Source organism: Micromonospora sp. AMSO12t, assembly GCF_008806585.1.
GTDB classification, from domain to species: domain Bacteria; phylum Actinomycetota; class Actinomycetes; order Mycobacteriales; family Micromonosporaceae; genus Micromonospora; species Micromonospora reichwaldensis.
Genome location: NZ_WAAS01000024.1, coordinates 1 through 24,933 on the forward strand (window position 1 = coordinate 1; position 24,933 = coordinate 24,933).

Annotated in this window: 21 protein-coding genes and 3 tRNA genes; all 24 read left to right on the top strand. The window is 69.7% G+C overall.

Features of this window, described 5'->3' with window-relative positions; all coding sequences use genetic code 11:
• Positions 1-60: 60 nt before the first annotated feature.
• The 24 genes from F6X68_RS05935 to rpsJ all read left to right on the top strand — a co-directional run bounded on the left by F6X68_RS05935 (position 61) and on the right by rpsJ (position 24,927).
• A complete protein-coding gene (locus F6X68_RS05935) occupies positions 61-2,589 on the top strand; it encodes a bifunctional diguanylate cyclase/phosphodiesterase (RefSeq protein WP_151453319.1) in 2,529 nt (842 codons plus the stop codon).
• A 95-nt stretch (positions 2,590-2,684) separates the two neighbouring features.
• Positions 2,685-2,757: transfer RNA gene (locus F6X68_RS05940), tRNA-Thr, on the top strand.
• Between the two features lie 25 nt (positions 2,758-2,782).
• Positions 2,783-2,855 (top strand) — tRNA-Met (locus tag F6X68_RS05945).
• 132 nt (positions 2,856-2,987) lie between these two features.
• Positions 2,988-3,155 (top strand): 50S ribosomal protein L33, encoded by a 168-nt coding sequence (gene rpmG / locus F6X68_RS05950; RefSeq protein WP_013288652.1) that lies wholly within the window; start codon positions 2,988-2,990, stop codon positions 3,153-3,155.
• Positions 3,156-3,281: 126 nt separating this feature from the next.
• Entirely contained in the window at positions 3,282-3,728 is a 447-nt protein-coding gene (locus F6X68_RS05955; RefSeq protein ID WP_151453320.1) for a MaoC family dehydratase N-terminal domain-containing protein, read from the top strand.
• 1 nt (position 3,729) lies between these two features.
• Positions 3,730-4,122: a MaoC family dehydratase gene (locus F6X68_RS05960; RefSeq protein ID WP_132230891.1), complete on the top strand. Its 393-nt coding sequence runs from the start codon at positions 3,730-3,732 to the stop codon at positions 4,120-4,122.
• Positions 4,123-4,250: 128 nt separating this feature from the next.
• Positions 4,251-4,323, top strand: a tRNA-Trp gene (locus F6X68_RS05965).
• A 214-nt stretch (positions 4,324-4,537) separates the two neighbouring features.
• A complete protein-coding gene (gene secE / locus F6X68_RS05970; protein WP_088998337.1) occupies positions 4,538-4,930 on the top strand; it encodes a preprotein translocase subunit SecE in 393 nt (130 codons plus the stop codon).
• A gap of 38 nt (positions 4,931-4,968) precedes the next feature.
• Positions 4,969-5,691 carry a transcription termination/antitermination protein NusG gene (nusG, locus tag F6X68_RS05975; RefSeq protein WP_088998338.1) on the top strand — a complete coding sequence of 241 codons (723 nt, stop codon included), beginning with the start codon at positions 4,969-4,971 and terminating at the stop codon, positions 5,689-5,691.
• A gap of 183 nt (positions 5,692-5,874) precedes the next feature.
• Complete coding sequence (gene rplK, locus F6X68_RS05980; protein WP_151453321.1) at positions 5,875-6,306, top strand: 50S ribosomal protein L11; 432 nt, start codon at positions 5,875-5,877, stop codon at positions 6,304-6,306.
• A gap of 81 nt (positions 6,307-6,387) precedes the next feature.
• A complete protein-coding gene (gene rplA, locus F6X68_RS05985) occupies positions 6,388-7,104 on the top strand; it encodes a 50S ribosomal protein L1 (RefSeq protein ID WP_132230893.1) in 717 nt (238 codons plus the stop codon).
• 76 nt (positions 7,105-7,180) lie between these two features.
• Positions 7,181-8,035, top strand: coding sequence for an ATP-binding cassette domain-containing protein (locus F6X68_RS05990; RefSeq protein WP_151453322.1), 855 nt, complete (start codon positions 7,181-7,183; stop codon positions 8,033-8,035).
• A complete protein-coding gene (locus tag F6X68_RS05995) occupies positions 8,032-8,721 on the top strand; it encodes a hypothetical protein (RefSeq protein ID WP_151453323.1) in 690 nt (229 codons plus the stop codon). The genes F6X68_RS05990 and F6X68_RS05995 overlap by 4 nt, the downstream gene beginning before the upstream one ends.
• A 334-nt stretch (positions 8,722-9,055) precedes the next feature.
• Complete coding sequence (gene rplJ, locus F6X68_RS06000; protein ID WP_132230896.1) at positions 9,056-9,601, top strand: 50S ribosomal protein L10; 546 nt, start codon at positions 9,056-9,058, stop codon at positions 9,599-9,601.
• Positions 9,602-9,655: 54 nt separating this feature from the next.
• Entirely contained in the window at positions 9,656-10,039 is a 384-nt protein-coding gene (rplL, locus tag F6X68_RS06005; protein ID WP_132230897.1) for a 50S ribosomal protein L7/L12, read from the top strand.
• Positions 10,040-10,610: 571 nt separating this feature from the next.
• Positions 10,611-14,042 (top strand): DNA-directed RNA polymerase subunit beta, encoded by a 3,432-nt coding sequence (locus F6X68_RS06010; protein ID WP_132230898.1) that lies wholly within the window; start codon positions 10,611-10,613, stop codon positions 14,040-14,042.
• 80 nt (positions 14,043-14,122) lie between these two features.
• Positions 14,123-18,010 carry a DNA-directed RNA polymerase subunit beta' gene (locus F6X68_RS06015; protein WP_151453324.1) on the top strand — a complete coding sequence of 1,296 codons (3,888 nt, stop codon included), beginning with the start codon at positions 14,123-14,125 and terminating at the stop codon, positions 18,008-18,010.
• A gap of 110 nt (positions 18,011-18,120) precedes the next feature.
• On the top strand, positions 18,121-18,492 hold the full coding sequence (locus F6X68_RS06020) for a hypothetical protein (RefSeq protein ID WP_132230900.1): 372 nt from the start codon (positions 18,121-18,123) through the stop codon (positions 18,490-18,492).
• Positions 18,493-18,996: 504 nt separating this feature from the next.
• Complete coding sequence (locus F6X68_RS06025; protein ID WP_151453338.1) at positions 18,997-19,344, top strand: hypothetical protein; 348 nt, start codon at positions 18,997-18,999, stop codon at positions 19,342-19,344.
• Between the two features lie 493 nt (positions 19,345-19,837).
• A complete protein-coding gene (rpsL, locus tag F6X68_RS06030; protein ID WP_014440718.1) occupies positions 19,838-20,212 on the top strand; it encodes a 30S ribosomal protein S12 in 375 nt (124 codons plus the stop codon).
• 1 nt (position 20,213) lies between these two features.
• Positions 20,214-20,684: a 30S ribosomal protein S7 gene (gene rpsG / locus F6X68_RS06035; RefSeq protein ID WP_077938296.1), complete on the top strand. Its 471-nt coding sequence runs from the start codon at positions 20,214-20,216 to the stop codon at positions 20,682-20,684.
• A 76-nt stretch (positions 20,685-20,760) separates the two neighbouring features.
• Positions 20,761-22,857, top strand: a complete 2,097-nt coding sequence (gene fusA, locus F6X68_RS06040; protein ID WP_151453325.1) for an elongation factor G — start codon at positions 20,761-20,763, stop codon at positions 22,855-22,857.
• Between the two features lie 217 nt (positions 22,858-23,074).
• Complete coding sequence (gene tuf, locus F6X68_RS06045) at positions 23,075-24,268, top strand: elongation factor Tu (protein WP_151453326.1); 1,194 nt, start codon at positions 23,075-23,077, stop codon at positions 24,266-24,268.
• A gap of 350 nt (positions 24,269-24,618) precedes the next feature.
• A complete protein-coding gene (gene rpsJ / locus F6X68_RS06050) occupies positions 24,619-24,927 on the top strand; it encodes a 30S ribosomal protein S10 (protein ID WP_007073037.1) in 309 nt (102 codons plus the stop codon).
• Positions 24,928-24,933: the final 6 nt, after the last annotated feature.

The following is a 24,933-nucleotide window of genomic DNA, read 5'->3' on the forward strand; positions in this document are numbered from 1 at the left end:
AACGGCCCGGTGATCAGCCACGCGTATTCAGTCGAGCGGGGGCCGGTAAGGGGGCACGGGATGGCGGGTCGTGGCCCCACCGGCCCCCGCTCGACTGAATACGCGTGGCTGATCACCGGGCCGTTGGCCCTGATCGCCATCGTCTGCACGACGGCGGTCGGCTTGGTCGCGCCGCAGCCGTTCGGCGGGTGGTCGCTCGCGCTGCCACTTCTCGTGGCCATGGTGGCCGCCGGGATCCCGGTACTGAACTTCACCGTTCGGCGGCAGTCCCTCGGCGTGACGCTGACCGAGATCCCACTGGTCCTGGCGTTCTATCTCGTCGAACCGCTGACGGTTGTCATGATCTACACGGTCGCGTCGGCCGTGTCGCACCTCAGGCACCGGTTCGGCCCGACGAAGTTCTGGTTCAACGTGGGCCGCGCGGCCGCGGGTTCGTCCCTGGCCGTCCTCGTGCTCCAGGCCCTGCCGCCCGTCGAGGATGTCGGCCCGGCCACCTGGCTCAAGCTGTTCTTTGCGGCCAGCATGGTGAACCTGCTGAGCATGGCCTCGGTCGCCGGCGTGCACACACTGTTGCAGGGCTGGCAGGCGGGCCGGGGCGCGTTCCGGCAGTCGATGCCGGGGCTTCTGGCAGCGATGATCAATATTGCCATCGGCATCATCGTCCTCATCCTCATCGCGGCCACCTGGTGGTCGTTGCTGCTGCTGGGGGCGCTCCTCGTCGCGCTGGCCTTCGTCTACCGGGCGTACGCGCAGTTCTTCCGGCAGCACCGCACCCTCACCGACATGTACGAGCTGAGCCGCGCGGTCAGCGAGAGCGGTGAGTACGGCACGCTGCCCGACGCCCTCCTGGGCCGCGTACGGGCGCTCATGCAGGCCGAGTACGCGACGCTCTGGCTGCCCGCCCAGGGCCGGCACCCCGAGGTGCTGCTGACCGCGCGCAACGACGCCCCCGGCCTGCTCGACTTCGCCAAGACCCCGGCCGCCCTGCGGGAACGGGCCCGGGACGAGGGCCGCACCGTGGCCGTCGGTCGAGGACTGACGACCGACGGCGACCTGCGCGCCCCCCTCTCGACGCACCGGGTCAAGGACGTGATCGTCCTTCCACTGCGGTCCGGCCAGGCGGTCATCGGGACGCTGGAGGTGGCCAACCGGCTGGGGGACAGCAACTACTTCGTCCGCACCGACGTGCCGCTCTTCGAGACGGTGGCGGCGCACGCGGCGGTGGCGTTGGAAAACTCGCGGCTGGTCGACCGGCTCCGGCACGACGCCAGCCACGACACGCTGACCAGGCTGCCGAACCGGCGACGGATCACGGGCGCGCTGGAGGAGGCCGTCAAGATCCGGGCGCCCGGCGAGGTGGTGGCCCTGCTGCTGTTCGACGTCGACCGGCTGCGCCAGGTCAACGAGTCGCTCGGGCACGCCGCCGGCGACAAGGTCCTGGTGGAGGTCGCCAACCGGCTGCGCTCCTGCGTACCCTCGGCGGCCCTGGTCGGGCGGGCCGGCGGGGACGAGTTCCTGGTGACGCTGCGCCTGGAGAGCGCCGAGGCGGCGATGGAGCTGGCCGCGCAGCTGCGCGAGCAGATCCGCGACGAGATGGTCTTCGACGCGCTCACCCTCGACGTGGACACGGCCGTCGGTGTCGCCGTGCACCCCGACCACGGCAGCGACGCCGTCGCCCTGCTGCAACGGGTGGATCTGGCGGCGACGGCGGCCAAGTCCGTGCCGGGCAGCGTGCAGCTGTTCAGCCCGACGCTGGAGTCGCGGTCGCTGCGGCGGCTCGGCCTCGCCGGCGACCTGCGGCGCGCGCTGGACGCCGACGAGCTGGAGGTCTACTTCCAGCCCAAGGTGACGCTGCGCGACCGCCGGCTGGTCGGCGTGGAGTGCCTGGCCCGCTGGGAGCACCCGGCGCACGGCACGGTCGCCCCGGAGGACTTCGTCGCGGTGGCCGAGCACACCGGCCAGCTCGGCCGGTTCACCGAGTTCGTGCTCCGCGAGGGGCTGCGGCGCAGCCGGGACTGGACGCACGCCGGCCAGCCGCTCGCCGTCGCGGTCAACCTCTCCGCGCGTACGCTCACCGACCAGCACTTCCCGGCCCGCGTCAAGGAGCTGCTCGACGAGTACGGCGTGCCGCCGCAGCTGCTCACGCTGGAGATCAAGGAGGCCGGGGTGCTGGACGGCACCGACCGGCCCATCCCGACCCTGCGGCGACTGCGGGACCTCGGCGTACGGCTGTCGGTGGACGACTTCGGCACCGGCGACTCGTCCCTGGCCCACCTGCGCCGCCTGCCGGTGCACGAGGTGAAGGTCGACCGCTCCTTCGTGCAGGGCATGGCGACGGACCCGGGCGACCTGGCGATCGTCAACGCGGTGGTCACGCTCTCCCAGCAGTTCGGCCTGGCCGTGGTCGCCGAGGGCGTGGAGAGCGAGCTGACCCTGGAGCTGCTCCAGGACATCGGCTGCGAGATCGGCCAGGGCTTCCTGTTCAGCCGCCCGTTGCCGTACGAGCGGCTGGAGGCCTGGTTCGGCGCCCAGGTGGACCCGGAGACGATCTCCCCGGGGGAGCTGCCCCGGCTGCGGGCCGTGCCCTGAACTGCGGAGACGCGCCTGTGGGGGATCCGATTTCATCTCCGCCGCACGGCCGTGTAATGTATCCCCTGCGCGTCACCCCCGGGGAGATCGCGCAGGCCCCCTTAGCTCAGTCGGCAGAGCGTCTCCATGGTAAGGAGAAGGTCTACGGTTCGATTCCGTAAGGGGGCTCAGAGGGTCCGGCTGGACCCGCCACGGCGGTGTAGCTCAGATGGTAGAGCAAGCGGCTCATAATCGCTGTGTCGCCGGTTCAAGTCCGGCCACCGCTACTCTCGTCCACCGGGCCAGCTCCCGGCGGTCGGTGGGATGGGCGCCACTGGCGCCCACTTTGCATGTCCGCGCCGTCAGCGCGTAGGCTGATGCGCCGTAGTTGTTACCCGTAGCGAGGAAGGCACTCCGCCGTGGCGAAGGCGACCGATGTCCGGCCGAAGATCACTTTGGCGTGTGTGGAGTGCAAGGAGCGCAACTACATCACGCGCAAGAACCGTCGTAACGACCCCGACCGCATCGAGCTGAAGAAGTTCTGCCCGCGGGACGGCAAGCACACGGTCCACCGCGAGACCCGCTGACCCACGGCCGGCACCGCCGGCCCGGTCCTCAGGCACTTCCCGATCGCCGGTCCGTAGGGACGGCGCGGCTCCGGCCGCCGCCGACCGTACGGATCGGCGATCGGCGTTTGCGTGTAGGTTCGCGGCATGTCCCTGGACCCGTCCTTCGTCGGCCGGACGTATCCGCCGACCGCCCCCTACCAGGTGGGCCGAGAAAAGATCCGCGAGTTCGCCACGGCGATCGGCGCCGCCGATCCGGCCCACCACGATCCGGAGGCCGCCCGCGCGCTCGGCCACCCGGACGTGGTCGCCCCGCCGACCTTCCCCATCGTGCTCACGATGGCGGCCAACCAGCAGATCATCGACGACCCGGCCCTCGGCGTCGACTACAGCCGCGTCGTCCACGGCGACCAGCGCTTCGCCTACGCCCGGCCGGTGGTGGCGGGGGACGAGCTGGTCTGCGTCAGCGTCATCGACGACGTCAGCAGCCGTGGCGGGCACGGCTTCCTGACCACCCGCACCGAGGTCGCCACCCCGGCCGGTGAGCCGGTCGTGACCGTCTGGTCGAAGCTCGTCGTACGCGGGGAGGGCTGAGATGGAACTGCCAGCCAGGACGTTCCGGGTGACGCGCGCGGACCTGGTCCGCTACGCCGGCGCCTCGGGGGACTTCAACCCGATCCACTGGAACGACCGGACCGCCACGAAGGTGGGTCTGCCCGGCGTGATCGCCCACGGCATGTTCACCATGGCGCTGGTCGGCCGCGCGGTGGCGGAGTGGGCCGGGGCGCCCGACGCGATCGTCGACTACAACGTCCGCTTCACCCGGCCGGTGGTCGTCCCGGACGACGACGAGGGCACCGAGATCGAGGTCACGGCCGTGGTCCGGGAGGTCACCGAGGACGGCCTGACCAGGCTCGACGTGACCGCCGTCTGCCGGGGGGAGAAGGTGCTCTCGCAGGCTCGCGCGACCGTCCGGACGGCCCGCTGACCAGGCATCCGACGCGCGAGGGGCAGACCGGTTGGGAAAGTGGTGCCGCTACCCGTACACTGGTCCGCCGTGGGGCAAGTAACCCCTGCACGGTCGTGCATGACCGGGCGGGGTGAGCATTGCCGCACAGGGGTGTAGCTCAATTGGCAGAGCAGCGGTCTCCAAAACCGCAGGCTGCAGGTTCAAGTCCTGTCACCCCTGCGCCTCAGGCCTGACCGTTCCCGTGGGTCGCGCCGCCTTACGGCGGCGTCCGGCCCGTGGTGGTGGCATCGGCGGGGTGGCCCCGAGGCATTCGGGCCCTCCCGGCTGATCCGCCGGCCGCGGCCCGTCGCGGGACGGTTGGTCCGGCCGGCGTGACCAAGCGCCGCGCACGCCCGACAGCGTGCGACCCCGACATCCCGCGACGGAGGGCGAAGTGGCCGACAAGAAGCGGCGCGGCGAGGACGCCGGCGACGACCGTCTGCACGACGAGGTCGTTGACGACGTGGCCGATGACGACGCCACCGACGCCGAGGAGCCGGTATCCCGGGGCGGCACCGCGACGCGCTCGCGGGCGAAGGCGGATTCGGCGGACAGCAAGCCGAAGACCAAGGCGGAAACCGACCGGGTCGGTCTGTTCGGCCGCATCGCCCGATTCATCCGCGAGGTCGTGGCGGAACTGCGTAAGGTCATCTGGCCGACCCGCAAGGAACTGCTGACCTACACGGCCGTTGTGGTCGCCTTCGTCGCGGTGATGCTGACGATCGTGGCCGGCCTTGACTTCGCCTTCGCGAAGGGCGTGCTGTGGGTCTTCGGCAACCCCAGCTGACCGGCCGACTGAGCCGATAGTGACGGAAGTGAGCGAGCGTGCCTGAGTACGACGAGACCGCCGAGACCACGGACGAGCAGTCCACGGTGGCGACGGCGGCTGGTGACGAGTCGGTCGAGGCCGCCAGCGAGCCGGAGTTCCCCACCACCGAGCCCGCGCCGGACGAGGACTACGACCCGGTCGCCGAGCTGCGGCAGAAGCTGCGCTACGCGCCGGGCGACTGGTACGTGGTGCACTCGTACGCCGGCTACGAGAACAAGGTCAAGACCAACCTCGAGACCCGGATCACGAGCCTCGACATGGAGGACTACATCTACCAGGTCGAGGTGCCGACCCGGGAAGAGGTGGAGGTCAAGAACGGGAAGCGGTCGCAGATCCAGGCCAAGGTCTTCCCGGGCTACATCCTGGTCCGGATGGAGCTGACCGCCGAGTCCTACTCCTGCGTGCGCAACACGCCGGGTGTCACCGGCTTCGTGGGCGCGACGGACCGGGCCGACCGCCCGGCCCCGCTCTCCCTCGACGAGGTGCTGAAGTGGCTGGCGCCGGCCGTCGAGACCGAGCAGAAGAAGGCCAAGCCCGAGATCAAGGTCCTCGACTTCGAGGTCGGCGACTCGGTCACCGTCACCGACGGCGCCTTCGCCTCGCTGCCGGCGACGATCAGCGAGATCAACGCCGACCAGCAGAAGCTCAAGGTGCTGGTGTCGATCTTCGGTCGCGAGACGCCGGTGGAGCTGAACTTCAACCAGGTCGCCAAGATCTGACGTCGGGAGCGCCGGCGGTGGGCAGCGGCCGGCCGCCGGCGTACCTGTTCCGCCCCCCGCCCGACCTCGGCGCAGGCGGCGGCGGGACGCTGCGCTACTCTAGAACGTCGCCGCTGTCGCATCGCGCTGACCGTGCGCGCCTGCGGCCGGCACCTTTCCCAGTTCCAAGCCCCAGGAAGAGACATGCCTCCGAAGAAGAAGCTCGTCAAGACTTTCACGCTTCAGCTGAAGGCGGGCCAGGCCACGCCGGCGCCGCCGGTCGGCCCCGCGCTCGGCCAGCACGGCGTGAACATCATGGAGTTCTGCAAGTCCTACAACGCGCAGACCGAGGCTCAGCGGGGCGACATCGTCCCCGCCGAGATCAGCGTCTACGAGGACCGCAGCTTCACCTTCGTCCTGAAGACCCCGCCCGCCGCCCGGCTGCTGCTCAAGGCCGCCGGGGTGGAGAAGGGCTCGGGCGTCCCGCAGAAGGACAAGGTCGGCTCGGTGTCGCAGGCCCAGGTGCGTGAGATCGCCGAGAAGAAGATGGTCGACCTCAACGCCAACGACATCGACCAGGCTGCGAAGATCATCGCCGGCACCGCCCGGTCGATGGGCATTGTCGTCAACGACTGACCTCGGTCACCGCCAGATCCAGTTCGTGGGAGGGCGCGCGGGAAGCCGCGGCCCGCCATAGACCACAGGAGTACGTAGAAAATGCAGCGCAGCAAGAGCTACCGCAAGGCCGCCGAGGTCATCGACCGGTCGAAGCTCTACACCCCCGCCGAGGCCGTGAAGCTGGCCAAGGACACCACCTCCGCCAAGTTCGACGCCACGGTCGAGGTCGCCATGCGCCTCGGCGTCGACCCCCGCAAGGCGGACCAGATGGTCCGTGGCGTGGTCAACCTGCCGCACGGCACCGGTAAGACCGCCCGCGTGATCGTCTTCGCCGCCGGTGCGAAGGCCGAGGAGGCCGTCGCCGCCGGTGCGGACGAGGTGGGCACCGACGAGCTGGTCGCCCGGATCCAGGGCGGTTGGCTCGACTTCGACGCGGCGATCGCCACGCCGGACCAGATGGCCAAGATCGGCCGGATCGCGCGGATCCTGGGCCCGCGCGGTCTCATGCCGAACCCGAAGACCGGCACGGTGACCATGGACGTCACCAAGGCGGTCTCGGACATCAAGGGCGGTAAGATCACCTTCCGGGTGGACAAGCACTCCAACCTGCACCTGATCATCGGCAAGGCCTCGTTCTCCGAGACCCAGCTGATCGACAACTACGCGGCGGTCCTCGACGAGGTCCTGCGGGCCAAGCCGTCCGCCGCGAAGGGCAAGTACCTCAAGAAGGTCACCCTCACCACCACCATGGGCCCGGGCGTCCCGGTCGACCCCAACGTGGTGAAGAACCTGCAGGAGGCTCCGGCCGAGGCCTGAGCATCCGTACCCGTGACGGGGCGTCGCCACATCGTGGCGGCGCCCCGTTCCGTGTCGGTTGTGGCATGCTCGGCCGGTGCGCCTGGAGAACGTCTGGCTGCGCTACCGGCGGCGGGGCCCGTGGGTGCTGCGGGAAGCCGCGGTGCGGATCGGCCCCGGTGAGGTCGTGGTCGTCCTCGGCCGCAACGGTGTGGGCAAGTCGACCCTGCTCCAGGTGGCGGCCGGGGTGCTGCGGCCGAGCCGGGGGCGGGTCACCGGTCGACCCCGGCACGTCGGGTGGGTCCCGGAGCGCTTCCCGGCCGACCAACCCTTCACCGTCGAGCACTACCTGACCGCCATGGGACGTGTCGCCGGCCTCGACCCGGCGGCCGCCGGCCACGCGGTCGACCACTGGACCTCCCGGCTGGGCCTGTCCGGGTTCCGCCGGGTCCGCCTGCCGGAGCTGTCCAAGGGCACCGCCCAGAAGGTCGGCCTGGCCCAGGCGATGCTGCGTCCGCCCGGCCTGCTGGTCCTCGACGAGCCGTGGGAGGGCCTCGACGCCGCGACCCGGGACCTCGTGCCCGAGGTGATCGACGAGGTGGCGGCGGCGGGCGGTTCGGTGCTGGTCAGCGACCACCGGGGCGAGATCGCCCGGCTGCCGGGTGCCCGCCGGTGGACGGTGGCGGACGGCACGGTCACCGAGGCCGCCCCGTCGGCGGAGGCGGCGCTGGCGGTGGTCGAGGTCGCGGTCCCGGTGGCGCGGGTCGACGGCACCGTCGCCCGGCTGCGCGCCGAGGGGCACCGGATCCTTCGCGTACGCCGGCCCGCCCGACCCGGCGTGGCCGCCCCGGACGACGCCGAGGGGCCGCCGACGGCGACCGTGGACCCCGGCGCGCCGCCCGTCGCCTGGGCGCCAGAGGCCACGGGCGGGACCACCGGAGGGCCACGGTGACCGCACTGCTCCGGCTGCGGCTGGCGGGCTTCCTGCGTACGGGACGGGCGCTGGCCCCGCTGCTGGCCGGCCTGGTGGCTCTCGGCGTCCTCTACGGCGGCGGCCGGGCGCAGCCGGGGGAGGCGTACGGCGTCTCGGCGGTGGTGCTCTTCCCGGTGCTCGCCTGGCAGACCAAGGTGCTGCTGGACGTCGAGCCGGACGTGCAGCGCCGGCTGGCGCAGGCGCTCGTCGGGGTGCGCCGGGAGCGACTGGCCGGGCTGCTGGCGGCCGGCGTGGCCGGGCTCGGCACGGTGGCCGTCGCGCTGGTCTTCCCGTGGCTGGTGGGCGGGGTCGCCGGTCCGGTGGGACCGGGCGACCGGTCGGTGCCGGTGGGGATCGCCGTCGGGCTGTGGGCGCACCTGCTGGCCGTACCCGCGGCGGTGGCGCTCGGGGCGCTGGCCAGCCGCGCCTCCACGGGCAGCGCCGGCTACGGCGTCGCGGTGCTCGCGCTCGGCGGGGTCGGCGCGGTCACCCTCGGCCTGAGCGGCTCGGTGGCGCCGTGGCTGGCGCCGCCGGTGATGGCCACCGCGCGGGCCGCCGCCGACGGCCTGGCCGCGTCCACGGTGGGCCTGCTCACCGCCTGGGCCGTGGCCTGGAGCGCGGCGGCCGCAGCGGCGTACCTGTGGCGGCGGCGCCACCGACCCTGACCGTCGGCCCTCGGGTGTGGGGGAGTGACCCGGCCCACCGGGGGGCGATTTGGTGGTCGCGGGGCTCCTCGCGTAACCTAGGCCGCGAAGTTCCACCCAGAGACCGCTGGTCACCGTGCCCCGGCACGGTCGAAGGTCCCGCGACTACGGGCGACCCGCGCAGGGCGGTAAGCGAAAATCGGTGCTGAGCATGGTCCGCCGACCGTGTCCGTGTGCCGGCCCTCGCCCCGTGCGCCCTGCGCCGGGGCCTTTCTCGTTGTCGTGGCACCTGCGCCCCCGTCGAAAGCTCCGGCCGACGACGGTGACCGGCCTCGAGTAACGAGAGAGGAGGGACATGGCGGACAAGCCGATCCGGGCCGACAAGGCCACGGCCGTCGCTGAGCTGACCGAGAGCTTCCGCAACGCGGGTGCCACGGTGCTGACCGAGTACCGCGGTCTGACGGTTTCCCAGCTCACCCAGCTGCGGCGCTCGCTCGGCAAGGAGACCAGCTACACCGTTGCGAAGAACACGCTCGCGAAGCGTGCCGCGACCGACGCTGGTATCTCCGGCCTCGACGAGATGTTCTCCGGTCCTACCGCGCTGACTTTCGTTTCGGGCGACGTCGTCGAGGCGGCGAAGGGCCTTCGCGACTTCGCGAAGGCCAACCCGAAGCTCGTCATCAAGGGCGGTGTCTTCGAGGGCAAGGCCATTACCGCGGCCGAGGTCACGAAGCTCGCCGACCTGGAGTCCCGTGAGGTGCTGCTGGCCAAGCTGGCCGGCGCGATGAAGGGCAACCTGAGCAAGGCCGCGGCCCTGTTCCAGGCCCCGCTGTCGAAGACCGCCCGTCTGGCGGCCGCCCTGCAGGACAAGCGCGAGAAGGAGGGCGCCGAGGCGGCCTGAGGCCCCGCGGCGCACCCAGTTCTTACCTAACAGATTCAGGAAAGGACGCCAGACATGGCGAAGCTCAGCACCGACGAGCTGCTCGACGCGTTCAAGGAGATGACGCTGATCGAGCTCTCCGAGTTCGTGAAGCAGTTCGAGGAGACCTTCGAGGTCACCGCGGCCGCTCCGGTCGCCGTCGCCGGCCCGGCCGGCCCGGCCGCCGCCGCTCCGGTCGAGGAGGAGAAGGACGAGTTCGACGTCATCCTCGAGGCTGACGGCGGCAAGAAGATCCAGGTCATCAAGGTCGTGCGCGAGCTGACCGGCCTGGGCCTCAAGGAGGCCAAGGACCTGGTCGAGGCCGCTCCGAAGGCCGTCCTGGAGAAGGCCAACAAGGAGACCGCCGAGAAGGCGAAGACCAAGCTCGAGGGCGAGGGCGCCAAGGTCACCCTCAAGTGACCTGACGTACCACCAGGCGCGTGTCCGGCTCGGTGAGCCGGGGCACACCGCGTCACGGCGGGCGGTGATCCGACACTGGATCGCCGCCCGCCTTCGTGGTGGATCCGGCGACAGGGGCGGTGAGCAGGGCGTCGACGCGCCGCCACGGTCGGCGACCGGGGCCCGGGAGTAGCCCGTCGGTGGGAAAGAAGCGGCGACCCGGATGCCGGGCCTTGACGCGGCCCCGCACTGACAGGCACGCTGACACAGCAAGACCTTCCGCGCTTGCAACGGCCACCACTTGGGTAATGGCAGCGGCGACACCATCGGCCGCGGCACCTGAGCGGCCCGGCAGGAACGTCGCGTTCCGAGCGGCCCGGTTCGACCCCGGTTCAGGGGTCCCGAGGCACGTTCCGCGACGACCTGCGGGTTGGGCTGGACAGCGGTTAGCCTCTCGGCTACACTGCTAGTTTGCGCTGCCTTCCGACTTGACCCCTGCTCGGAAATGTCCGTTTACGGATATTTCTGGTGGGGTCATTGGAGTGCACGCGTACCAGCCGTTCTGCAGCACCGGTCCTCGGAAGGACGCATCTTGGCAGCTTCCCGCCCTGCGAAGACCAGTCGTACGTCGAGCGCATTCGCTCCCCGCCGAGTTTCATTCGGCAGGATCACCGAACACCTCGAGGTCCCCAACCTCCTCGCCATCCAGAACGAGTCCTTCGACTGGCTCGTCGGCAACGAGGCTTGGCAGGGCCGGTCGGCGGACGACCCGCACGCACGCTCGGGTCTCGCGGAGATCCTCGACGAGATCAGTCCCATTGAGGACTTCTCCGGCACCATGTCGCTCTCCTTCTCGGCTCCGCGCTTCGACGAGGTCAAGGCCTCGATCGAGGAGTGCAAGGAGAAGGACCTGACCTACTGCGCCCCGCTCTTCGTGACCGCGGAGTTCACCAACAACACCACCGGCGAGATCAAGAGCCAGACGGTGTTCATGGGTGACTTCCCGATGATGACGCCGAAGGGCACCTTCATCATCAACGGCACCGAGCGCGTCGTGGTCAGCCAGCTCGTCCGGTCCCCGGGCGTCTACTTCGACAAGCAGCCGGACAAGACCTCCGACCGCGACCTCACCAGCGTCAAGGTCATTCCCAGCCGGGGCGCCTGGCTGGAGTTCGACATCGACAAGCGCGACACGGTCGGCGTCCGCATCGACCGCAAGCGCCGGCAGGCCGTCACCGTCCTGCTCAAGGCCGTCGGTTGGTCGGCCGAGCGCATCCGCGAGCGGTTCGGCTGGTCCGAGCTGATGATGACCACGCTCGAGAAGGACCACATCGCCGGCGCGGACGAGGCGTTGCTCGACATCTACCGGAAGCTCCGCCCTGGCGAGCCGCCGACCCGCGAGAACGCCCAGACCCTGCTCGACAACCTCTTCTTCAACCCGAAGCGGTACGACGTCGCCAAGGTCGGTCGTTACAAGTTCAACAAGAAGCTCGAGCTGGAGGTGCCGATCACGACCGGCACCCTGACCGAGGACGACATCGTCGCCACCGTGGAGTACCTCTGCCGGCTGCACGCCGGTGAGGACGGCTACGAGGCCGACGACATCGACCACTTCGGCAACCGGCGCCTGCGTACCGTGGGTGAGCTGATCCAGAACCAGGTCCGGGTCGGTCTGTCCCGGATGGAGCGGGTCGTCCGCGAGCGGATGACCACCCAGGACGTCGAGGCGATCACGCCGCAGACCCTGATCAACATCCGTCCCGTGGTGGCGGCGATCAAGGAGTTCTTCGGCACGTCGCAGCTGTCCCAGTTCATGGACCAGACCAACCCGCTGGCGGGCCTGACCCACCGGCGCCGGCTGAGCGCGCTCGGCCCGGGTGGTCTGTCCCGGGAGCGGGCCGGCTTCGAGGTCCGCGACGTGCACCCGTCCCACTACGGCCGGATGTGCCCGATCGAGACGCCGGAAGGCCCGAACATCGGTCTGATCGGCGCGCTGTCCACCTTCGCCCGGGTCAACCCGTTCGGCTTCATCGAGACGCCGTACCGGAAGGTCGTCGACGGTCGGGTCACCGACCAGATCGACTACCTGACCGCGGACGAGGAGGACCGGTTCGTCAAGGCGCAGGCCAACGCGCCGCTGAAGGCCGACGGCACGTTCGCCGAGGACCGGGTCCTGTGCCGCCGTAAGGGCGGCGAGACCGAGGACGTGGTGCCGAGCGCCGTCGACTACATGGACGTGTCGCCGCGGCAGATGACCTCGGTCGCCACCGCGATGATCCCGTTCCTCGAGCACGACGACGCCAACCGGGCGCTGATGGGCGCCAACATGCAGCGCCAGGCGGTGCCGCTGGTCAAGGCCGAGTCCCCGCTCGTCGGCACCGGCATGGAATACCGTGCCGCGGTCGACGCCGGTGACGTGGTCGTCGCCGAGGTCGGCGGCGTCATCGAGGACCTCTGCGCCGACTACATCACCATCCACCAGGACGACGGCCACCGCCGCACGTACCTGCTGCACAAGTTCCGCCGCTCCAACGCCGGCTCCTGTGTCAACCAGAAGCCGGTCGTCTTCGAGGGCGACCGCGTCGAGGCCGGTCAGGTCATCGCCGACGGTCCGTGCACCGACGAGGGCGAGATGGCGCTCGGGCGCAACCTGCTCGTGGCGTTCATGTGCTGGGAGGGCCACAACTACGAGGACGCGATCATCCTGTCGCAGCGCCTCGTGCAGCAGGACGTGCTCACCTCGATCCACATCGAGGAGCACGAGGTCGACGCCCGGGACACCAAGCTGGGCCCGGAGGAGATCACCCGCGACATCCCGAACGTCAGCGAGGAGATGCTCGCCGACCTCGACGAGCGCGGCATCATCCGGATCGGCGCCGAGGTCGTCCCCGGCGACATCCTGGTCGGCAAGGTCACGCCCAAGGGCGAGACCGAGCTGACCCCGGAGGAGCGGCTGCTCCGCGCGATCTTCGGTGAGAAGGCGCGCGAGGTCCGCGACACCTCGCTGAAGGTGCCGCACGGCGAGACCGGCACGGTCATCGGCGTGCGTACCTTCTCCCGCGAGGACGGCGACGAGCTGCCGCCGGGCGTCAACGAGCTGGTCCGGGTCTACGTCGCCCAGAAGCGGAAGATCCAGGACGGCGACAAGCTCGCCGGCCGGCACGGCAACAAGGGCGTCATCTCCAAGATCCTGCCGATCGAGGACATGCCGTTCCTGGAGGACGGCACGCCCGTCGACATCGTGCTCAACCCGCTCGGTGTGCCGTCCCGGATGAACATCGGCCAGGTGCTGGAGACGCACCTTGGCTGGGTGGCGAAGACGGGCTGGAGCGTCGACGGCGACGACGCCGAGTGGAAGCGCCAGCTGCGCTCCATCGAGGCGCACGAGTCGGAGCCGGACACCAACGTGGCCACGCCGGTCTTCGACGGTGCCCGCGAGGAGGAGATCTCCGGCCTGCTGGCGTCGACCCTGCCCAACCGGGACGGCAAGCAGCTGATCGGTTCCACCGGCAAGGCGCAGCTGTTCGACGGTCGCTCCGGCGAGCCGCTGCCGGACCCGATCGCGGTCGGCTACATCTACATCCTGAAGCTCAACCACCTGGTCGACGACAAGATCCACGCCCGGTCGACCGGTCCGTACTCGATGATCACGCAGCAGCCGCTGGGTGGTAAGGCGCAGTTCGGTGGCCAGCGCTTCGGCGAGATGGAGTGCTGGGCGATGCAGGCGTACGGCGCCGCGTACGCCTTGCAGGAGCTGTTGACGATCAAGTCCGACGACGTCCTCGGCCGGGTCAAGGTCTACGAGGCCATCGTCAAGGGCGAGAACATCCCGGAGCCGGGCATCCCGGAGTCGTTCAAGGTGCTGCTCAAGGAGCTGCAGTCGCTGTGCCTCAACGTCGAGGTGCTGTCCAGCGACGGCGTGGCCCTGGAGATGCGCGAGACCGACGACGAGGTGTTCCGCGCCGCGGAGGAGCTGGGCATCGACCTGTCCCGGCGCGAGCCGAGCTCGGTCGAAGAGGTCTGAGGTGAGCGGTCGGGGGCCGGCTCGCCGGCTCCCGACCCCACCCACTAGCTAGCAGTACAGACGACGACATAGGGGACATAGTGCTCGACGTCAACTTCTTCGACGAGCTGCGCATCGGCCTCGCCACCGCTGACGACATCCGTCAGTGGTCGCACGGTGAGGTCAAGAAGCCTGAGACGATCAACTACCGCACCCTGAAGCCGGAAAAGGACGGGCTCTTCTGCGAGAAGATCTTCGGTCCGCAGCGGGACTGGGAGTGCTACTGCGGTAAGTACAAGCGGGTCCGGTTCAAGGGCATCATCTGCGAGCGCTGCGGCGTCGAGGTGACGCGGTCGAAGGTCCGCCGCGAGCGGATGGGGCACATCGAGCTCGCCGCGCCGGTGACCCACATCTGGTACTTCAAGGGCGTGCCGAGCCGGCTGGGCTACCTGCTGGACCTCGCCCCCAAGGACCTCGAAAAGATCATCTACTTCGCCTCGTACGTCGTGACGAGCGTGGACGCCGAGTCGCGTCACCGTGACCTCTCGACGATCGAGAACGAGATCCTGGCCGAGAAGCGGCAGGCCGAGAACAGCCGCGACTCGGAGATCGAGAAGCGGGCCACCAAGCTCGAGGCCGACCTGGCCGAGCTGGAGGCCGAGGGTGCCAAGGCGGACGTCCGGCGCAAGGTCAAGGAGGGCGGAGAGCGCGAGATGCGCCAGATCCGCGACCGGGCCCAGCGCGAGATCGACCGCCTGGACGAGGTGCTGGACACCTTCCGCAAGCTGGAGCCGAAGCAGCTCGTCACCGACGAACTGCTCTACCGCGAGTTGCGGGACCGGTTCGGCGAGTACTTCACCGGCGGCATGGGCGCCGAGGCCATCAAGGCGCTGGTCCAGAACATGGACCTCGACGCCGAGGCCGAGAACCTGCGCGAGACCATCCGCTCCGGCAAGGGCCAGCGGAAGATCCGGGCGCTCAAGCGGCTCAAGGTCGTCGCGGCGTTCCTGAACACCCGCAACTCGCCGCTCGGCATGGTGCTCGACTGCGTGCCGGTCATCCCGCCGGACCTGCGCCCGATGGTGCAGCTCGACGGTGGCCGCTTCGCGACCTCCGACCTGAACGACCTGTACCGCCGCGTGATCAACCGGAACAACCGCCTCAAGCGGCTGATCGACCTCGGCGCGCCCGAGATCATCGTCAACAACGAGAAGCGGATGCTCCAGGAGGCCGTCGACGCGCTGTTCGACAACGGCCGCCGCGGCCGGCCGGTCACCGGGCCGGGCAACCGCCCGCTGAAGTCGCTCTCCGACATGCTCAAGGGCAAGCAGGGCCGGTTCCGGCAGAACCTGCTGGGCAAGCGCGTCGACTACTCCGGCCGTTCGGTCATCGTCGTCGGCCCGAAGCTGAAGCTGCACCAGTGCGGCCTGCCCAAGCAGATGGCGCTGGAGCTGTTCAAGCCGTTCGTGATGAAGCGGCTGGTCGACCTCAACCACGCGCAGAACATCAAGTCCGCCAAGCGGATGGTCGAGCGGCAGCGCCCGGTCGTGTGGGACGTGCTCGAAGAGGTCATCGGCGAGCACCCGGTCCTGCTGAACCGGGCGCCGACCCTGCACCGCCTGGGCATCCAGGCCTTCGAGCCGCAGCTCGTCGAGGGCAAGGCCATCCAGATCCACCCGCTGGTCTGCACCGCGTTCAACGCCGACTTCGACGGTGACCAGATGGCGGTGCACGTGCCGCTGTCCGCCGAGGCCCAGGCCGAGGCGCGGATCCTGATGCTGTCGTCGAACAACATCCTCAAGCCGGCCGACGGCAAGCCCGTCACTATGCCCACCCAGGACATGGTCATCGGCCTCTACCACCTCACCCACCTCACGGCGGGCGAGAAGGGCGAGGGCCGGGCGTTCAGCTCGGACGCCGAGGCGCGGATGGCGTACGACAACGGCGAGCTGCACCTGCAGGCCCCGGTGAAGATCCGCCTGCGTGGCGTGGTCGGGGTCGACAACGGCGCCGGCGCCGAGGCGTGGACCGCCCCGGAGGGCTGGGTCGAGGGCGAGCCGCTGACCGTCGAGACGACCCTCGGTCGGGTGCTGTTCAACGAGACGCTGCCGCAGGGCTACCGCTTCGTGAACTACGAGATCCGCAAGGGTCAGCTCTCCGCGATCGTCAACGACCTCGCCGAGCGCTTCCCCAAGGTGGCGCTGGCCGCCACCCTGGACGGGCTCAAGGAGGCCGGCTTCCACTGGGCCACCTGGTCCGGCGTGACGATCGGCATGGAGGACGTCATCGCCCCGCCGCGCAAGCGGGAGATCCTGGAGCGGTACGAGAAGGAAGCCGACCAGATCGACAAGCAGTACCAGCGCGGTCTGATGACCCCGGAGGAGCGTCGCGGCGAGCTCATCCAGATCTGGACCAAGGCGACCAACGAGGTTGCCAAGGAGATGGACACCGCTCTGCCGCAGGAGAACCCGCTGTGGAAGATGATCAACTCGGGTGCTCGCGGTAACCTCCTCCAGCTCCGGCAGATCGCGGCGATCCGTGGTCTGGTGGCCAACCCGAAGGGCGAGATCATCCCGCGGCCGATCAAGGCCAGCTACCGGGAGGGTCTGTCCGTGCTGGAGTACTTCATCTCCACGCACGGTGCCCGTAAGGGTCTCGCGGACACCGCCCTGCGTACCGCCGACTCGGGTTACCTGACCCGTCGTCTGGTGGACGTCTCGCAGGACGTCATCATCCGCGAGGAGGACTGCGGCACCGACCGCGCCATCCCGATGCAGATCGGCGAGCGGATCGACGGCAAGCTGGTCGTGCACGAGCACGCCGAGACCAGCGTGCACGCCCGGACGCTGGCCGACGACATCAAGGGGCCGGACGGCGTCGTCGTCGCCGAGCGGGGTCAGGACATCAACTCGATCCTGGTCGACAAGATCGTCGCCGCCGGTACGGAGACGGTCCGGGTGCGCAGCGTGCTCACCTGCGAGTCGAAGCTGGGCGTCTGCGGTGCGTGCTACGGCCGCTCGCTGCCGACCGGCAAGACCGTGGACGTCGGCGAGGCGGTCGGCATCATCGCCGCCCAGTCGATCGGTGAGCCCGGTACGCAGCTGACGATGCGTACCTTCCACACCGGTGGCGTCGCGGGTGAGGACATCACCCAGGGTCTGCCCCGTGTCCAGGAGATCTTCGAGGCCCGGGTCCCGAAGGGCAAGGCGCCCATCGCCGACACCCCGGGTCGGATCCGGATCGAGGACGGCGAGCGCTCGCGGAAGATCATCGTGGTGCCGGACGACGGCAGCGACGAGATCGTCTACGACAAGATCTCCAAGCGGGTCCGGCTGCGGACCCACGACGGCGGTCACGTCGCGGTCGGCGAGAAGCTGACCGAGGGCACCATCGACCCGCACGAGCTGCTGCGGATCATGGGTCCGCGTGCGGTCCAGGTCCACCTGACCAGTGAGGTCCAGGAGGTCTACCGCTCGCAGGGTGTGCTCATCCACGACAAGCACATCGAGATCATCATCCGCCAGATGCTCAAGCGGGTGACGGTCATCGACTCCGGCTCGACCGAGTTCCTGCCGGGCGTGCTGGTCGACCGGGCGCTGTTCGAGTCGGAGAACCGCCGACTCGTCTCCGAGGGCGGCGAGCCCGCCGCCGGCCGTCCGGTGCTGATGGGTATCACCAAGGCCTCGCTGGCCACCGACTCCTGGCTCTCGGCGGCCTCCTTCCAGGAGACCACCCGGGTGCTGACCGACGCGGCGATCAACTCGCGCAGCGACTCGCTCGTCGGCCTCAAGGAGAACGTGATCATCGGTAAGCTCATCCCGGCCGGTACGGGCATCAGCAAGTACCGCAACGTCCGGGTCGAGCCGACCGAGGAGGCGAAGGCCAAGGTCTACTCGATGACCGGCTACCCGGAGACCGACTACGGCTTCGGGCCGGCCAGCGGCCAGGCGGTTCCGCTGGACGACTTCGACTTCGGGTCGTACCGCTAAGCAGCACGATCGACGAGGCCCCCGGCACGCGCCGGGGGCCTCGCCGCGTCCCGGGGCCTGGGTGGCCCGTGCGGGCGCCGCGGCGGAGCGCACCGGGGCATGATGGGGGCATGACGACCGCACCCGGGCAGGCGCCCGTCGCCCAGCCGGGGCTGCCCCGCCATCCGCTCGACCCGGACCCGGCCCGGGCCACCAAGGCGCGGGCGGTCTTCGCACTCGGCCTGATCGGCGCGCTGACCGGCCTGTTCATCGGCGGCGTGGTGCCGGCCACGGTGGCGCTCCAGCTCGCCCGCCAGGCGCGCCGGGAGGCGTACGCCTCGGGGGGTTTCCTGACCGGCTCCGCCTGGCTGCGGCGGGGGGAGCGGCTGGCCTGGACGGGCCTGGTGCTCGTCGCCGTCAGCGTGGTGGCCGCGGTGGTGCTCGGGGTGGTCCGGCTCGCCGACACGCCCTACGGGCAGGACTTCGCACCGAACATGGACTGACCGCCCGCCCGCGGGGAACGGGTCTCGCGCCGGGCGCGGGCCGTCAGGCCGGCGGCGGTAGCCTGGCCCGGTGTCCGTCGCGCGGCGGTGGACGCCGAGACGTCGACAGGAGGACCCGTGACGGAACCGGCGCGCTACCCGGGCGGCGATCCCGTGGCGCACCCCGCCGCGCATCCCGACGCCCCGCCCGGCGGGGCGCAGTGGGCGCGACCCGACGCGGGCACGCCGTCCGTCGCGCCGGGGTACCCGCCGTCGGTGGCGCCCATGAACGCCCCGTCCGGGGGAGGGGACCCGGGCCTGTCGCCGGCGTCGCCCTGGGGCGCCTCGCCCGGGGCAGGGGTCCCGGGCCCGTCGTCGGTGTCCCCGTGGGGCGCCTCGCCCGCGGCAGCGGGCCCGTCGCCGGCCCCGGGGTGGGGTCCGGGCCCGGTCGCCCCGCCACCGCCGCCGCGCGAGGCCGCCCGGCCGCCGAAGCGGGTCGACCCGGTCGCGGGCACGTCCTTCGGCGTGGTGCACCTCGACGTGCCGCCGGTCACCTCCGGCCTGGCCGTGGGTTCGCTGGTGGCCGGGATCGTCTCGACGCTTGTCGCGTTGCTCGTGATCTGTGTCGGCGCGGTCGGCGGCGTGGGCGGCGCCTGGGCGGCCGGCGCCTTCACGGTGCTGGGCGTCCTGGCCGGCGCGGGCGCCGTCGTGGCCGGCCTGCTGGGGATGCGGCAGATCCGGCGTCCGGCCGCCCCGCCGGCGGTCCGGTTCACCGGGCGGGGCCTGGCGGTGGCCGGCGTCAGCTGTGGCTGGGCGGGGCTGCTGCTCAGCCTGCTCGGCCTGGGGCTGGCGTTGCTGCTGACGCTCGGGTGACGCCCGCGCCCGCCCGTGAGGCGTGACGGCGGCCGTGACGGGGTCGACGGGCCGGTCCGCGCGGAAGCCGGTACACTTGGGTCCGTAGGTGCCCACCACGGGCGGGTAGGCGCGACGGGTTCGATCGGCAGGCGGTGGACGCTCCGCAGGCCGCTCCGTTTTGACCTGTGCGGTTGTGGTAGGTACTCTTTCCCCTTGTGCCCGGGCCAGCCCGGGCAACTCGTGCGTGCGCTGGATCCGGTGAGCCGGAGATCGCGTGGGAGCACGACAAAGCCAAAGATCCGGCGCGCGGCCTGCCGTGCGCCGGTGCAAGACCCCGTCGACAACGCGCGAGCGTCGGCGGCGGGGCCGTGAGCTGGGCGACACGCCCGACCGCGGGTGCCGGGACCACCGCGAGGTGGCCCTGGTCGGAATGTAGGAGAGTCGACCATCTGGTCGGCTACGGCAGACGGTGCGGCCGCCACCAGGCGGTCGAAGGGAGCGGAGAAACCCGGTGCCCACGATCCAGCAGCTGGTCCGAAAGGGCCGCCAGGCTAAGACGAGTAAGACCAAGACCCCGGCGCTGAAGGGTTCCCCTCAGCGGCGCGGCGTGTGCACCCGCGTGTACACCACCACCCCGAAGAAGCCGAACTCGGCGCTGCGCAAGGTCGCTCGTGTCAAGCTCAGCAGCCAGATCGAGGTGACCGCCTACATCCCGGGCGTCGGCCACAACCTGCAGGAGCACTCGATCGTGCTCGTCCGCGGCGGCCGGGTGAAGGACCTCCCCGGCGTGCGTTACAAGATCGTCCGCGGTTCGCTGGACACCCAGGGTGTCCGCAACCGCAAGCAGGCGCGCAGCCGTTACGGCGCGAAGAAGGAGAAGAGCTGACATGCCGCGTAAGGGACCCGCTCCGCGGAAGCCGCTGGTCGCTGACCCGGTGTACAACTCGCCGCTGGTCACCCAGTTGGTGAACAAGATCCTCCTGCGCGGTAAGCGTCAGCTCGCCGAGCGCATCGTCTACGCCGCCCTCGAGGGCTGCCGTGAGAAGTCCGGCACCGACCCGGTCGTCACCCTCAAGCGGGCGATGGACAACGTCAAGCCGACTCTCGAGGTGCGTAGCCGCCGCGTCGGTGGCGCCACCTACCAGGTCCCGGTCGAGGTCCGCCCCGCCCGGGCGACCACCCTGGGCCTGCGCTGGCTGGTCACCTACTCCCGCGCCCGTCGTGAGAAGACCATGATCGAGCGGCTGATGAACGAGCTGCTGGACGCGAGCAACGGCCTCGGTGCCGCCGTCAAGCGGCGCGAGGACACGCACAAGATGGCCGAGTCCAACAAGGCCTTCGCGCACTACCGCTGGTAACACCCTGGTTCCGGCGCCCTCGCGGGCGCCGGAACCGCCACCAGTTGTGTCGAGACGACGATAAGTAGGGATTGAAGTGGCCGCCGCAGACGCGCTCGCCAACGTACGCAACATCGGCATCATGGCCCACATCGATGCCGGTAAGACCACCACCACCGAGCGGATCCTGTTCTACACCGGCATCACGTACAAGATCGGTGAGGTCCACGAGGGCGGTGCCGTCATGGACTGGATGGAGCAGGAGCAGGAGCGTGGTATCACCATCACCTCCGCTGCTACCAAGTGTGAGTGGAAGGGCCACACGATCCAGATCATCGACACGCCCGGCCACGTCGACTTCACGGTCGAGGTCGAGCGGTCGCTGCGGGTGCTGGACGGGGCGGTCGCGGTCTACGACGGTGTCGCCGGCGTGGAGCCGCAGACGGAGAACGTCTGGCGGCAGGCGGACAAGTACAACGTGCCCCGGATGTGCTTCGTCAACAAGCTCGACCGGACCGGTGCCGACTTCTTCCGCTGCGTGCAGATGATGATCGACCGGCTCAACGCCACCCCGCTGGTCCTCCAGATCCCGATCGGCGCCGAGTCCGACTTCATCGGCGTGGTCGACCTGGTCGAGATGCGGGCCCTCACCTGGCGCGGCGAGACGCAGAAGGGTGAGGACTACGCGATCGAGGAGATCCCGGCCGACCTCGCCGACTCCGCCGCGGAGTGGCGCGAGAAGCTGGTGGAGACCCTGGCCGACGTCGACGACGCGGTGATGGAGAAGTACCTGGAGGGCGAGGAGATCTCCGTCGAGGAGATGAAGGACGCCATCCGTCGGGCCACCATCGCCGGCAAGGCCAACCCGGTCCTCACCGGCACCGCCTTCAAGAACAAGGGCATCCAGCCGATGCTGGACGCGGTCATCGCGTACCTGCCGTCGCCGCTGGACATCCCCGCGATCGAGGGTACGGCCACCGACGGCGAGACCCCGCTGCAGCGGAAGCCGTCGAAGTCGGAGCCCTTCTCGGGCCTCGCCTTCAAGATCCAGACGGACAAGCACCTCGGCAAGCTCACCTACGTGCGGATCTACTCCGGCACGCTCGAGTCCGGCTCCCAGGTGGTCAACTCCACCAAGGACCGCAAGGAGCGGATCGGCAAGATCTACCAGATGCACGCCAACAAGCGGGAAGAGCGCAGCTCAGCCCAGGCTGGCGACATCATCGCGGTGCAGGGTCTCAAGCAGACCACCACCGGTGACACCCTGTGCGACCCGGCGAACCCGGTCATCCTGGAGTCGATGACCTTCCCGGAGCCGGTCATCGAGGTCGCCATCGAGCCGAAGACCAAGGCTGACCAGGAGAAGCTCAGCACCGCCATCCAGCGGCTGGCCGAGGAGGACCCGACCTTCCGCGTCAAGCTGGACGACCAGACCGGTCAGACGGTCATCTCCGGCATGGGCGAGCTGCACCTGGACATCCTGGTCGACCGGATGCGCCGCGAGTTCAACGTCGAGGCCAACATCGGTAAGCCGCAGGTGGCGTACCGCGAGACCATCCGCCGCAAGGTGGACAAGGTCGAGTACACCCACAAGAAGCAGACCGGTGGTTCCGGCCAGTACGCCCGGGTGATCATCAGCCTGGAGCCGCTGCCGCTCGGCAACGACGCCCCGACCTACGAGTTCGCCAACGCCGTCACCGGTGGCCGCATCCCCCGGGAGTTCATCCCGTCGGTGGACGCGGGCGCGCAGGACGCCATGCAGTACGGCATCCTCGCCGGCTTCCCGCTGGTGGGTGTCAAGCTCACCCTGCTGGACGGCCAGTACCACGAGGTCGACTCGTCGGAAATGGCATTCAAGATCGCCGGCTCGATGGTGATGAAGGAGGCGGCCCGCAAGGCCGACCCCGCGCTCCTCGAGCCGATGATGGCCGTTGAGGTCACCACTCCTGAGGAGAACATGGGTGACGTCATCGGCGACCTCAACTCCCGCCGCGGCATCATCCAGGCGATGGAGGAGCGCAGCGGCGCCCGCGTCGTCAAGGCTCTGGTGCCGTTGTCGGAGATGTTCGGCTACGTCGGCGACCTGCGGTCGAAGACCCAGGGCCGGGCTAGCTACAGCATGCAGTTCGACTCCTACGCCGAGGTTCCGTCCTCGGTCGCGAAGGAGATCATCGCCAAGGCGACGGGTGAGTGACCCTCACCTGACGTGATCGATGATCCGAGGCGGTCGCGGGAGGGTGCTCCCGCCCGCGACCACCTCGGTCGGAACGCGTGAGACCGGGCCTGTAGGCTTCATCGCCGCAGAACCCACCAAAGCTCTCCGGCCGTCAGGCCGGAAAGGCTGTCGACAGAGTCCTAAGCGCCGACCGGCGCGCCGGGCGTACGAACCAAGAAGTCCACAGGAGGACCCAGTGGCGAAGGCGAAGTTCGAGCGGACTAAGCCGCACGTCAACATCGGCACCATTGGTCACATCGACCACGGTAAGACGACGCTGACGGCGGCCATCACCAAGGTCCTGCACGACCAGTACCCGGACCTGAACCCGTACACGCCGTTCGACGAGATCGACAAGGCGCCGGAGGAGAAGGCCCGCGGCATCACGATCTCCATCGCGCACGTCGAGTACCAGACCGAGGCGCGGCACTACGCGCACGTCGACTGCCCCGGTCACGCCGACTACATCAAGAACATGATCACCGGTGCCGCCCAGATGGACGGCGCGATCCTGGTGGTCGCGGCGACCGACGGCCCGATGCCGCAGACCCGCGAGCACGTGCTGCTGGCCCGCCAGGTCGGCGTGCCGTACATCGTCGTGGCGCTCAACAAGAGCGACATGGTCGACGACGAGGAGCTCCTGGAGCTCGTCGAGCTCGAGGTCCGTGAGCTGCTGTCGAACCAGGAGTACCCGGGCGACGACCTGCCGGTCGTGCGGGTCTCGGCGCTGAAGGCCCTCGAGGGTGACCCCGAGTGGACCGGCAAGCTGCTGGACCTGATGACCGCGGTCGACACCGCGATCCCGCAGCCGGAGCGCGAGACCGAGAAGCCGTTCCTCATGCCCATCGAGGACGTCTTCACGATCACCGGTCGTGGCACGGTCGTCACCGGCCGCGCCGAGCGTGGCGTGCTCAAGCCGAACGAGGAGGTGGAGATCGTCGGCATCCGCGAGAAGTCGATGAAGACCACCTGCACCGGCATCGAGATGTTCCGCAAGCTGCTCGACGAGGCCCGCGCGGGCGAGAACGTCGGTCTGCTGCTGCGTGGCATCAAGCGCGAGGACGTCGAGCGCGGCATGGTCGTCATCAAGCCGGGCACCACGACCCCGCACACGGAGTTCGAGGCGACGGTCTACATCCTCTCCAAGGAGGAGGGTGGCCGCCACACCCCGTTCTTCCAGAACTACCGTCCGCAGTTCTACTTCCGGACCACGGACGTCACCGGTGTCGTCACCCTCCCCGAGGGCACCGAGATGGTCATGCCGGGTGACAACACCACCATGACGGTGAAGCTGATCCAGCCCATTGCCATGGAGGAGAACCTCAAGTTCGCGATCCGCGAGGGTGGCCGCACCGTCGGCGCCGGGTTCGTCACCAAGATCATCAAGTGAGCTAGGTAACCCCGATTAGACCCGCCGCCGGTCGTGCGGCATACTAGTCAGGTTGCGTAACGACAGTTCGCTGCCTGTGTTCGGCTTTCGCTGAACCTCCGGGTGGCAGAGCAGTCGAGCGTAGGGTGGTTGGCGGCCCGTCCGCCAACCACCCTCGCACGGCGTTCAGGTCGCGGTAGTGCGATCGACGCCTTGACCCACCGCGCGGTCAGAGTCGCTCCGGAGTCCCGGGGCGGAGCCTGGCCCGAGGGCGCGACACGCCCGACCGCGGGGGTCGGCGAAGTGGGCCTGTGCCAGCCGGTACAGGCGCCCGCAACACAGCGGCATCGAGAGAAGGAACAGAAGCCACCATGGCGGGACAGAAGATCCGCATCCGGCTCAAGGCCTATGACCACGAGGTCGTCGACTCCTCGGCTCGGAAGATCGTCGAGACGGTGACGCGTACCGGGGCGCAGGTCGCGGGCCCGGTGCCGCTGCCCACGGAGATCAACCGTTTCTGCGTTATCCGCTCGCCGCACAAGTACAAGGACTCGCGCGAGCACTTCGAGATGCGCACGCACAAGCGGCTGATCGACATCATCGACCCGACCCCGAAGACGGTCGACTCGCTCATGCGCCTCGACCTGCCGGCTGGCGTCGACATCGAGATCAAGCTGTAGGGACCG